The 12,005-nt window shown below is 57.5% G+C and carries 12 protein-coding genes; 2 read left to right on the plus strand and 10 right to left on the minus strand.

The window, feature by feature from the left end; all coding sequences use genetic code 11:
- Window positions 1-166: 166 nt before the first annotated feature.
- From QZ869_RS04230 to mutL, 6 genes are all read right to left on the minus strand, one after another.
- Window positions 167-664, minus strand: a complete 498-nt coding sequence (locus QZ869_RS04230; RefSeq protein WP_296102654.1) for a ferritin-like domain-containing protein — start codon at window positions 662-664, stop codon at window positions 167-169.
- A gap of 110 nt (window positions 665-774) precedes the next feature.
- Window positions 775-1,932, minus strand: a complete 1,158-nt coding sequence (locus QZ869_RS04235; RefSeq protein ID WP_296102655.1) for a glutathionylspermidine synthase family protein — start codon at window positions 1,930-1,932, stop codon at window positions 775-777.
- Window positions 1,933-2,559 (minus strand): DUF1190 domain-containing protein, encoded by a 627-nt coding sequence (locus tag QZ869_RS04240; RefSeq protein ID WP_296102656.1) that lies wholly within the window; start codon window positions 2,557-2,559, stop codon window positions 1,933-1,935.
- Between the two features lie 11 nt (window positions 2,560-2,570).
- Window positions 2,571-2,972, minus strand: a complete 402-nt coding sequence (locus tag QZ869_RS04245; RefSeq protein WP_296041467.1) for a DUF350 domain-containing protein — start codon at window positions 2,970-2,972, stop codon at window positions 2,571-2,573.
- A gap of 51 nt (window positions 2,973-3,023) precedes the next feature.
- Window positions 3,024-3,254 (minus strand): DUF2093 domain-containing protein, encoded by a 231-nt coding sequence (locus QZ869_RS04250; protein WP_296016831.1) that lies wholly within the window; start codon window positions 3,252-3,254, stop codon window positions 3,024-3,026.
- Between the two features lie 147 nt (window positions 3,255-3,401).
- Window positions 3,402-5,222 (minus strand): DNA mismatch repair endonuclease MutL, encoded by a 1,821-nt coding sequence (gene mutL, locus QZ869_RS04255; protein WP_296102658.1) that lies wholly within the window; start codon window positions 5,220-5,222, stop codon window positions 3,402-3,404.
- A gap of 337 nt (window positions 5,223-5,559) precedes the next feature.
- Here mutL and QZ869_RS04260 point away from each other — a divergent pair, with 337 nt between their 5' ends.
- Together QZ869_RS04260 and QZ869_RS04265 are read left to right on the plus strand one after the other, a co-directional pair.
- Window positions 5,560-7,224 (plus strand): response regulator, encoded by a 1,665-nt coding sequence (locus QZ869_RS04260; RefSeq protein WP_296102660.1) that lies wholly within the window; start codon window positions 5,560-5,562, stop codon window positions 7,222-7,224.
- A 111-nt stretch (window positions 7,225-7,335) separates the two neighbouring features.
- A complete protein-coding gene (locus tag QZ869_RS04265; protein WP_296102663.1) occupies window positions 7,336-8,688 on the plus strand; it encodes an EAL domain-containing protein in 1,353 nt (450 codons plus the stop codon).
- Between the two features lie 65 nt (window positions 8,689-8,753).
- On the opposite strand, the gene QZ869_RS04270 is transcribed toward QZ869_RS04265, so the two are convergent.
- From QZ869_RS04270 to QZ869_RS04285, 4 genes are read right to left on the minus strand one after another with little or no spacing between them, the layout of a single operon-like run.
- Entirely contained in the window at window positions 8,754-9,641 is an 888-nt protein-coding gene (locus QZ869_RS04270; RefSeq protein WP_296102665.1) for an SMP-30/gluconolactonase/LRE family protein, read from the minus strand.
- 3 nt (window positions 9,642-9,644) lie between these two features.
- Window positions 9,645-10,274, minus strand: a complete 630-nt coding sequence (locus tag QZ869_RS04275) for a 2-dehydro-3-deoxy-6-phosphogalactonate aldolase (protein ID WP_296101157.1) — start codon at window positions 10,272-10,274, stop codon at window positions 9,645-9,647.
- A 14-nt stretch (window positions 10,275-10,288) separates the two neighbouring features.
- A complete protein-coding gene (locus tag QZ869_RS04280; RefSeq protein WP_296102667.1) occupies window positions 10,289-11,206 on the minus strand; it encodes a 2-dehydro-3-deoxygalactonokinase in 918 nt (305 codons plus the stop codon).
- Window positions 11,206-11,976, minus strand: a complete 771-nt coding sequence (locus QZ869_RS04285) for an SDR family NAD(P)-dependent oxidoreductase (protein ID WP_296101155.1) — start codon at window positions 11,974-11,976, stop codon at window positions 11,206-11,208. Before QZ869_RS04285 ends, QZ869_RS04280 begins: the two co-directional genes overlap by 1 nt.
- Between the last annotated feature and the right edge of the window lie 29 nt (window positions 11,977-12,005).

A 12,005-nucleotide genomic window follows, 5' to 3' on the forward strand; every position in this document is an offset into this window, starting at 1 on the left:
CTTTAGGGACCAGGCTATCGAGCGTCACCATCTCAAGAGCAGTCTGTTCAGGAGCAGGTTTCTTCAACATGTCCCAATGAATCATAAACCCCCAGCTCGCGCCAGGGGTTTGTCAGCAGTCTGAGCCGGAGCGAGTGCTCCGGCTTTTTGCATGACTGGAATGATGTCAGGCGGCTTTCTTGCCGGCTGCGTTCAAGGACTCGGTCGCCATTAAAGAGAGGTCGTCATCTGTCTTCGTCTCTTCTTTCAACGTCGCATCAAGCAACTGGACGGCCTGCTTGTGCCCGAGCTGCTGCGCCCAGGCTTTGAGCGTGCCGTAACGCGCCATCTCGTAGTGTTCGACCGCCTGCGCCGACGAGATCAAGCATGCGTCGAGCGCTGGGCTTCCTTTGAAATCTTCCATGATTTCTTCGCCCTCGGCGATGGTACCTTGGATTGCTTCACAAGTTTTTCCCTGGGCGCGCTTGCCGATGATTTCGAAGATTTCCTGGAGGCGCTCGATCTGGCCCTGAGTTTCTTCCTTGTGCTTTTCGAATGCCGCTTTCAGCTTGTCGCTGCTGGCTGCGCGCGCCATTTTGGGGAGCGCCTTCAATATCTGGCGTTCCGCAAAATAGATGTCCTTCAGCGTATCATAGAAAAGATCGTCGAGCTTCTTCTCTGCCATGTGTATCTCCCAAATGTTGGTGCTTGTCATAGCACGGCACACCGAACCTGGCGGGCTCCTGATGGTTCCGAAAATGGGCCGACAAAGTTGGGATCCGGATATCGCCGTCCTCAGTCGACGATGACATGTGGCACGAAGCGCGAAAGGTTGGTGGTGATACGGCTTTCATCTTCGCGGATACTCAGGCCGCACGCTGCATCGCCCACGATCCAGCTGCCGAGAATGGCGTGAACATTATCCACATCGAAGAGCGGCGTCATTGCCTGAATGACATAGCCCTCCGCGCCGTAGATGCCGGGGTTTTCGGCGACCAGTCGCTGGCCCTCAAACAGGGAGATGCTTTCGCCTTCTCGAGAAAAGAGGGGCTTCTTCACATAATCGGCGAGGCTCTGTGCCTCGCAATCTCCGGCAAAGTAGCTCTCAAGGAGGTTCGGATGGCCTCTATGACGCTCCCACAACAAGGGAAGGATACCTTTGTTGGACAGGATGGACTTCCACATCGGTTCGACAAAAATGCCGCTGGCATGTCGAAGATGGGCCGCAAACGGCTCGTTGAACATCACTTCCCAAGGATAGAGCTTGAAACACCGCTCGATCAAGCGATCCTTCAGATCGGTGAAGCGACCTGCGCGATCCACACCGATATCGCGTATGTCGATGAGTTCTACTTGATGGCCGGCCTGCATGGCGCAGTCCATCAGATAGGTCGTCGTTCCGCGGTCCTCTTCATTGTCGAGCAGGGCAGAGAAATGAAAGATGCTGGTCGTCGGAAAATGACCGAACGCTTCGATCAGGTTTTCCTGAAGAGAGTTGAACTGGTCCGCACCCTCCGGCAGTACGCCTGCGTTAATGCGATCGGTCAGCCAGTCATATTGAAAGTAGGCACTTTCGAAAATCGAGGTTGGAGTGTCGGCATTATATTCGAGAAGCTTGGCGGGTCCTTGACCCGTGTAAGCGAGATCGAACCGTCCGTAGAGATGGCGGTCGCCGCGTCCCCACGACTGTCGGACCGCATCTCTCATCTCTTCCGGAATGCGGAGCTTTTCGAGCGTCTCCTCGCTTTCGATGACATCGGCGACGAGATCCATGCACATCTCATGAAGCTCTTGCGACGGTCCTTCTATATGCTCTTCGATCTGATCGAAGCCGAAAACATAGGCAGCATCGTCCACCCAATACGGCTCTCCATACATCTCATGAAAGCCAAAGCCGACGGATCGTGCCTGTTCGCGCCAGTCAGGTCTTTCGTGAAGGGAGATGCGCCTCATTCAACTGCCGTAATGCCTCGACGAATCCCAATGGCCAAACCCGCTGCGCGCCGTCGTCTCGGGAACGCCGTAGCTGACATTGCTGAGAAGCCGGTAGGCGTTGCTTCCGCCTTCGCCTGCCTTGCTGCGTGCGACCATAGCGGTGTCGCGACGGTCCTTGTAGACCGCCGAACCGCTACCGAAACGGAACGATCCGCCGCCGGTGCTCCCCCCACCGCCGGAACTTTCAGGCGCCTGTTCCTCTTCCTCCTGGCGTTTTCGGTCCGCATCGTAATCCGCCATGGAGCGAACGCTGCGCGACAGGTAAAACCCGGTCAGCACCGGGATGAACGGGGCGGTGTCTTGTGGACTCCGAGCCGAGCGCGTGCAAAGATCGCTGCCGAAACTTGCTTCACAGGCCGTCTGATCTGCAAAACGCGGCGCGTTCTGGCCGTAGTCCTTCATCGCATCGCGAAAGGCGATGTCGCAGACATCTGCGCCGATCCCGCTCATAACGCATTGCTGAGGGGACTTGAAGACGAAGGCATCCGGAGACTGCTCGCCACAACTCGCCAGAGCAAGGCTCGAGACGGTAATGGTTCCCAATGACAGCATCGGCCGTGCATGGCTTCGCATGCGTCTTTTCATGCGAAGTCTCCTCAGTATGTCATGCAGGCGGCATTGAGAATGCCAATGATAAGCGCGATTCCGCCGCCCCAAACGCCTGCGGACATCTCTCCACGGCTGATCTTGTCATGGATCCCGGGGAGGCTGGCGCGGGCAATGTAGAAAGCGAGGATCTGTACGACGATACCGATAGCCGACCAGATAATGAAATCGACTATATTGACGGAGTTCGCTGCTGCCGATGCCATGGGAAGACCAAAGCCGACCAGGGCACCGAGAAAAGCGATGGTTGCGGAGAGATTGCCCGAGCGGATGAGCCCGATTTCATCATGGGGTGTCAGTCTTGTATAGACGCTGGCAAAGACCGCGTAGGCAAAAAGACCCACCGCGAAATAGCTCGCAAAGGCAGGCAGGCCAACGACATATCCGAACATTTGAAATCTCTCGCAATAATGATGTATGCAGTGGCGCCGGAAATACCGGGCTCAAGCCCGTTTCTGGTTCGGTAAAGCACCCGCGCGCTTTTCCGCCTCGACCGACGCTGCCGCATCGGCATAGGGCTCCTGACGCACGACACTCCAGTAGCGTAACTCATCGACCGGAATCTGAGCACCCGTCATGGCGCAGACCACGTAGGAGCCGCTCTGGATGACACGCAGGTCCCCATCGAGATATTCGATCTTCGCTTCCCGCAGCCCGCCGTCAAATCTGTTCATCCGCGTCCGTCTCCTCGGTCTTCTCATATGTGGATGCGATCTCTATTCCTACACAGCCTGCAATTCTAGTGGTCAGATCTTGCACATGTGACCATCGGTGCGGCCGCATAGCTACGTCGAACGTCATATTCAGTTCGCCCCGTGCGCTCAACTTCTGCCAAACAGCTTTTCGATATCGGCGAGTTTGAGTTCGATATAGGTGGGTCGTCCATGATTGCATTGGCCGGACCCCGGCGTGTTTTCCATCTGGCGTAAAAGCGCATTCATCTCCTCTGGACGCATCCGCCGTCCGGATCGAACAGATCCGTGGCAGGCCATGGTTGCGGCCACGTATTCCAGCTTGCTGGACAGGCTGCTTGCCGTATCCCATTCGGCGATTTCATCGGCCAGTTGTCGCACAAGCCCCTGCACGTTGACCTCTCCCAGCATCGCAGGGGTCTCGCGAACCGCAACCGCGCCCGGCCCGAACCGCTCGATCGAAAGTCCCATCTTGTCGAAGCCCGGCGCATGCTCCATCAGACGGTCGCAATCCTCTTCCGGCAGGTCGATGATTTCAGGGATGAGGAGCACCTGCGAGGCAGGTCGCTTCGCATGCAGCGCCTTGCGGATTTCCTCGAAGACGAGACGTTCATGCGCGGCGTGCTGATCGACGATCACCAGCCCGTCATCGGTCTGGGCGACGATGTAATTGGCGTGAACCTGCGCACGCGCCGCGCCGAGCGGATAGCGTGAAGGCTCTGAGACGGCGATGGTTTCTTCCTCCCGCGACGTGAAAATGTCGGATCGGGCCGTGGGCATGGTTATATCGACGAACTGCGCTTGCGCTGGCTCGCGAAAAGCCATGTCGTGAGACATCTGAAGGGGCCGGGAAGGGGAGTTGGTTGGCGTCCAAGCCTGGGAAGAGTACGGTCTGACCGTTGAAGGGCTGTAACCCGGCCTGAAAGCACTCATCATCTGCGAAGCGCCCGTAGTGGCGGCGCGATCTCCCTCACGCGCAAGCGCCTGACGGATCGCGCCGACAATCAATCCGCGCACGAGGCCTGGATCGCGAAAGCGCACATCGGATTTGGCCGGATGCACATTGACATCCACTAGCGCCGGATCGAGGGTCAGCGAAAGAACCGCGACAGGATACCGGCCGTGCGGGACCGTTTCAGCGTAAGCGCCTCTGATGGCCGACAGGAGAAGTTTGTCCTGTACCGGGCGACCATTGACGAAGACGTATTGATGCGCCGAATTGCCCCGGTTGAAAGTGGGAACGCCTGCAAAACCGGAAAGCGTTACGTCTTCGCGCACGGCATCGATCTCGATGGCATTATCCTTGAACTCGGCTCCAAGGATCTGCGCCATGCGCGCCAGATGATCGTCACCGGTGGATGGAAACTCAAGCGTTGACCGATCCGTGCCGGACAGCACGAAACGGATATGGGGAAAGGCGATCGCCATCCGCTTGACGATCTCGGTGATCGCCGCCGCTTCTGCCTTTTCGGTCTTGAGGAATTTCAATCGGGCAGGGGTTGCGAAGAACAGGTCGCGCACCTCGACGATCGTGCCGGTATTGGCAGCGGCAGGTCGTACCGGCAGCAGTTTGCCGCCGCTGACCGAAATGATGGCGCCTTCGCTTGCCCGGTGCTCTCGGCTGGTGATAGTCAGCTTGGCAACCGAACCAATGGAGGGCAGCGCCTCGCCGCGAAAGCCCAGTGTGCGGATGTCGTCGAGCGTCGACGAGATCTTCGACGTACAATGGCGGCGGATTGCAAGCTCCAGATCGGACGCAGACATGCCGCATCCATTGTCGGTGATGCGCACGAGCCCCTTGCCGCCACCGGCGGTTGCGATCTCGATCCGCGTCGCTCCTGCGTCGATGGCGTTTTCGATCAGTTCCTTCGCCGCGCTCGACGGGCGCTCGATGACTTCACCCGCGGCGATCTGGTTGATCAGTGTTTCTGAAAGCTGCTTGATTGACATTGGTTCATTGTCGCGGATTCGTTGCCCGGACGAAAGCGAAATTGCGATCTTTCATAGAGAGCCCTTCAGTTCGTTTTTCCTCATGAAGGTTTTTATCGTAATTTAAGACGTCCTTAATTTTGGCTCGCTAAGACTGTTGATGCTTGAATGATCGACACAATCCCCTTTCCAAGGTGGCTGACAAGTGCAGAACGGAAGCGCTGGGCGCCGCCTGCATGACCTGGAAAGACTTCTCAAGCAGTTTGCCTGCATGTTTCCATAAAAACTGAAGCTTTTTGCCGTCGCGGATTTTCACGATGAGTTGAGCGCGTTCTGGAGACGTGTATAGGAAATTGTCATGAATGATTTAGCGCCAGATGGCGTGGCCATTCAAACTGCGCTGTTAGATGCCGTCAGCGATGCAATTTCAGCAGCGCTTCTGATCTACGATCGTGATGATCGTCTTGTTTTCGTCAGTCAGCGCATTTTCACTTTGCTGCCGATCGATAAAGGCGATGTTGCCCTTGGATCGAGGTTGAAGGATGTCCTGGGCGCTTTCTACGATCGCGCCGGATTTGGCGAGGGTGTGTCGCGCGGCACACGGATCGACCGGGACGAATGGATTGCCAGGAAGCTGGCCTGCCATTGGTCGGAGCGTTCCGAAACGCTGGAGCAGCGACCAGCCGACAAGTGGCTGCGCTTCACCAAGCGCCGGATACCATCCGGGTTCTGCATCTGCGCCATATCGGACATTTCCGAACAGAAGAGGCGCGAGGAGCACTGGCGTGCCGATGTCTCCAGAGTGCAGATAACCGAAGAAATTCTCGATAATTTGCCGCTGTCGATCTTCGTCAAGGATCGCAACCGGGTCTACTCCGCCGTCAACAAAGCAGGATGTTCCCTTATCGAAACCTCGCCCGATCTGATCCTGGGTCGCACCGTCTTCGATATTCACGCGCAGGCTCTTGCCGCCTCGATCGATGAGATCGACAAGCAGGTTCTAGAGACTGGCGTTCCCGCCGTCCTGCCTGAACTTGTGACATTGCTGACCGGCGAGCAGATCCTTGTGATCACCAGAAAGCACAGGGTCGGCAAACCCGGCAGCCATTTCCTTGTCACAACCATGGATGACGTCACCGCATTTGCAGTGACGCAGCCTGATGGCAGACGGATCATTCCGGGGCTGGAGTATCTGACCTTTACCCCAAGTTCCTATATGGACGACGAGAACCACCAAGCATCGCTAGTGCTGAAAGATCGTCGCGTTCTTTTGGTCGTCTCAAACGCTGAAGCCGGTGAGGCCGCCCGCAAACGGCTGTCGGCTGTCGGGGTAGATTGCGCCGTTGCGGTGAGCATGGCGGAACAGGAAGCCTTCCTGGCTGTGGCCGATTCCATGGGTCTGCGCATAGATCTCGTCGTCGTGGATATAGAGCTACCGCTGCAATGTCTCGATCTGCCTGCGACATTCGGGGTTCAGATCATGACTGCGGACGAATTCGAGATCGGAAGCTCTCTTGTCAATCGACTGACGCGCCATTTTCGCTCGCTTGGAAACGTGCAGCAGGGTCGCGGCATGGACGACGACTGGGTTGTGATGACCGGCATGGACGACGAAGTCGCCGACGGACAGGCCCCCGTCGTTCTCGTGGTGGAAGACAACAAGATCAACCAGATTGTCTTTTCGCAAATTCTGGAAGGTTTCAAGATCGAATACCGGCTGGCACCTACGGGCCAGGAAGCGCTTGCGCTGTTCGAAAAGGAGAGCCCTGTCCTGGTGCTTATGGACACGACGCTGCCCGACATCGACGCCTTCGAGGTTACCCGGCGTATCAGGCAGATCGAGGCTTTGACGGAAGGCAGAACACCCATCGTCGGGGTCGTGCCGCTTGCTTTCGAGGGTGATCGACGGGCCTGCCTCGATGCGGGAATGGACGACATGATGTTGAAGCCGATCAGCCCGGACATGATCGATATGCTACTGAAGCGTTTCCTGCCCCAGCAGACGCAAAGCCGCCTTGCATGACCTCGGACCTTTATTCCTGATGGTAATCATATTTTGTCGGCCCATGGACAGCCTTTGTTAAGGATGGAACCCGGATAATCCGCACCACCATAGAGCCCTCAGGATATGTGAATGAATCCGTCCGTGCCGACACTTCCGCTCATCAGCCAGCACGAGTTGCAGGCGATGACCTATAGCGATCCGCTGACGGGGCTGGGCAACAAATATCGTTTGCGCGACAAGGTGAAGCTTCTCGCGGCGGAACGGGCATCCGATCCCGCTCCCTTCACGGTGGGCATCGTTAATATTGACGGTTTCAAGCCGATCAACGATCTCTTCGGGGCACATGCAGGCGACGAGATTCTGTGCCAGGTTGCGCACCGCCTGCAGGCATGCATGATGGACGGTTCGGTCGTCACGCGCCATGAAGGCGATGAGTTCGCTTTCATCCTGCCGCTCATCTTCGAGCGCGGCACTGCCGAGCGCGTCGGCCAGATGTTCAAGGATGTGTTGTCGGCGCCATACGATCTCGGCGATCGCAGCGTCCGTTTATCGTCCTCGTTCGGCTTTGCCATCCATCCTTTTGCAGGAGAGGAGTTCGACGATCTGATGAAGAGCGTCGAGACGGCCCTCTACCGCTCGAAAAGGCGCGGACGCGGGCAGATCACGGTCTATTCCCACGAGATAGCCCAGGAAATGACGCGCGCCACGCAGTTGGAACAGGCGCTTCGAAATGCGATCATGGCCGATAGTATCGATGTGCATTTCCAGCCAATCGTCAGGCTGGCGGATGCTTCTGTAATCGGTTTTGAAGCGCTGGCGCGCTGGCGCGACACGGATCTCGGTTTCGTACCGCCTGACGTTTTCGTGCCCCTGGCGGAAGAGCGCGGCTTCATCGACGCTCTTTCCGAAGCGTTGCTGCGAAAAGCCGCTGAAACGGCGCTGTCATGGCCACGGGAACTGTTCTTGTCCTTCAATCTCTCGTCGGCGCAATTGATGAACCCGTCGACCGCCAGCAATATCCTGTCCATTCTCGCCTGTGTCGGGTTCGACCCACGCCGGCTGGAGCTGGAAATTACCGAAACTGCCGTCATGAGTTCGGCGGACACCGCTCAGACGATCATCGCAGAACTACAGCAGGCAGGTGTGCGCATCTCGCTGGACGATTTCGGAACCGGACAATCAAGTCTTGGCAGGCTACGCGACTTCACCTTCAACAAGGTCAAGATCGACCGCGCCTTCGTCTCGCGCATCAGAACAGATCGGCCATCGGAACATATCATCAAGGCGATCATCGCCATGTGCGACGGCCTCGATCTTGAAGTCGTGGCCGAAGGTATCGAAGATGCTGGCGAAGCCGAAAAGCTCAAAGGGTTGGGCTGCGCCATGGGACAAGGTTATTTTTACGGACGCCCCGCGGACGCCGCCTCAACGCGCCGCTATCTGCGGGAAAAACATAACTTTATCGATGCGGATGTGATCTGATCAGACCTTCCCCCTTGAGGCGCCGACCTCGAAGATCGTGATCGGCGTTGCGCGCGCATTGCGCATCACAGCCTGTAAAGCCCATCCAGCCTGCCGTTGACGGTTACGCCGAGATCAAAGGTTGCGCCATGATGCGGATTTGCCTTGACCTCTGCGTCCTCAAGGCCTTCGCAGGCAGAAGTGACCAGCAATCTGTCCGCGCCGCTAGCAAAAAACGCCGGGCAGGTCGTGCGCGTGGCCGGAACCTCATAGCGGTCGATATGTCGACCCTCGGGATCGTAGCGATCGACCGCGCCTTCCCCCCAGCGGGCATTCCAGATATGTCCTTGAGCGTCGCAGACTGCCCCGTCGATCCCGCCATCCTCTTCGGAGCGATCGATGAAAATACTGGAAGGGCCGATGGGAAGCCCGGTCTCTGGATCGAGCATGACCTTCATCAATCGGTTCACCTTGGTGTCGACATAATAGCCCGTGGCGCCGTCTGGCGAGAAGCAGATGGCGTTTGGAATACTGATCGCATCAAAGAGCATCGTCACGACGCCCCTGGCAACGTGGTAGATTGCTCCCGCACCATCCTCCGCCTTCTTGCCCATGGTGCCGATCCAGATCGCGCCGCTCTGATGCACTCTGCCGTCATTCGAACGGTTGCCCGGTTTGCCCGGCTCGAAGTCGGCATGCAGAGACAGTTCGCCAGTGGCGCGGTTACGAATGAACAGTCCGTTTTCCGTTCCCAGCAATTGTCGCTCCCCATCGATTGCAGCGACCACGCTTGCCATGACGGGCAGGGAGACGACCGTCTTGTCGCCGGATACCGGGTCGAGCTCATGCAGTTCCTTGCCCAGAATGTTGAGCCACGCGATCTTGTGGGAGATCGGATCGAAGCTCGGCCCCTCACCAAGCATCAATTGGGTGCTGTCCAGAACCTTGCCCTGAAACGGATGAACGGTTGCCATATCTTAACCTCCCAGTGCGCTTTCGTAAGCCTTGACGGTAATTTCGGCGCGTTCACGCGCTTGCTCTGCAGTCGTACCAGGTTTGTACAGACTTGTTCCAAGCCCGAACGCCTTGATGCCGATGCTGGTGTAATCGGAGAAGTTCTTGTCGGATACGCCGCCCACAGCGGCAACCAGCGTGTCCTTTGGCAAGATGGAGCGGATCGCGGCAATTCCGGCCGGTCCAAGCACGCTTGCGGGGAAGAACTTGAGGCCGGTAGCGCCTGCTTTGAGAGCGAGCAAGGCTTCCGTCGGCGTCAGCACGCCTGGCATCGTCACCATGCCCTTTTCACGGGCCGCAATAATGACATCCGTGTCGACATTGGGGCTGACCATCAGCTTTCCACCGACGCTATCCAGACGGGCAACGTCTTCAACCGTCAAAACGGTGCCCGCGCCGATCAGCGCGTCGGCTGGCGCAAGCTTTGCGGCGATTTCGATAGACCGGAATGGATCTGGCGAATTCAGCGGGATTTCGATAGCGCGAAGCCCGCTTTCCAGAAGCGCGCTGACGACACCCTCGGTCTCCTCGGGGCGGATGCCGCGCAGGATGGCGACGAGCGGATATTTCATCTCGGGGAAGGGAACGTACATTGGCTTGAAGCTCCTCAGTGCCAGATGGATGTGGCGGCGGCGATCAGCCCCCGGCGAACCGCATCATCGGCATCTATGGTGGTGAAATCGATGGAAAGCGCTTGAAACGCTGACTTGTATAGCTCACCCAAAGCTCCCGACGCGACCAGCACGACAGAGGAATCGGGCGGCGCGCTCGCATGAGCTCCGGCTATCTCCAGACCGATCATGGTTCCCGATAGCTTCGCCTTTGCATCCGTTGCCGACAGTCCGTGCAACAACTGCCCAGACCGCAATGTGAAGAAGCGATTGGTTGCCATGTGCGGATGATTGTAGATGTCGATCACGGCATCGCGGAATGCGGGAAGATCGCCATCGAAGGTCTCGGCATCGACAATGGCATGGGAGAGAATCGTGTGCTTCGAGACGACATCGAAGATTTCCCCCGTCATGAAGGTCGAAAACTGGGTAACATTCAAATCTTTGACGCGAACCCATTTGGAGTGCGTGCCCGGCATGCAGACGAGTTGAGAGCCTGTAGGATACTGGGTGGAAAGCGCGCCGAGAAGATGCGTTTCTTCGCCACGCATCACATCCGGCATGATCCCGTCTCTTTGGGCAAGCCCTGGAAGAATGCGGATGTCGCTGTTCTGGTTGGGAACTGGCGTCGCACGCTGCATGATTTCCGACAGATTGGCTGGAACATCCACATAGCCCGCCTCGATCCAGCCTTGGCGTGCCCCAGCCATCCCGCAGATAATCACCGGCAAACCTTCCGGTGCGGATATGGCAGACAGATGAGAGGCCAGAACTTGCGCAAATCCGGTTCGCATCGCTGTGGTCATGCCCTCGGCGCTACGGCGTTCGGCGAGAACATGGCCCGACCGGCTCATCAGCCAAAGGCGAAAGCTTGTCGTGCCCCAGTCCACGGCAACGAATGCGGCATTTGACATTAGAGAAGACCTCCATCGATGATCATTGTTTGTGCGGTCATGGCGGCAGAGGCATCTGACGCCAGGAAGAGGCAGGGCCCGACCAGATCCTCGCCGGTCAGTGTGCGTTTGAGACACTGGCGATCGACGGTGCGTGAGATGGACTCCTCGGTGAGCCACAAATCCTTTTGCCGTTCCGTCACGATCATGCCGGGGAGGATCGCGTTTACCCGGATGTTTTCCGGACCGAGCCTCCCTGCCAGACTTTTCGTCATGCCGATGATGCCTGCCTTGGCTGCGGCGTAGATGGGCAGCTCGCCCATATTCAACAAATACGAGATAGACGAAAAGTTGATGATGGAGGCACCTTGCTCTTTTCGAAGATAGGGGAGCGCTGCCTGCGATACGAAGAAAACCTGTTTCAGATTGACGGCCTGATTGGCGTCCCAATAATCGCTCGTGACCGTCTCGATGTCATGCCGATCGTCCCACGCCGCATTGTTGATGAGGACCTTGAGCCCGCCTAGCGCGTCGCCCGCCTGCCTTACCGCGATGGCAAGCTGAGACGGATCGCGCAGATCCGCATGCAAGAATAGCGGAGACGTTTTGTTTTCCGTCGACAGCCGGTCGACCAATGCTTTGCTAGTGCGCGCATCGATGTCGATGAAGGCGACATGGGCGCCTCGTTTCACGAACGCTTCCACCAATGAGGCGCCGATGCCTGATCCGCCCCCGGTGATTAGAACGCCTTTGTTGGAAAATTCCTGCGATTGGCCCAAGCAATTGCCCATGATGATATCAACTTGACGGTTGAAAGTTC

Origin of the sequence: uncultured Agrobacterium sp. (genome assembly GCF_913777885.1) — a bacterium.
GTDB lineage: Bacteria > Pseudomonadota > Alphaproteobacteria > Rhizobiales > Rhizobiaceae > Agrobacterium.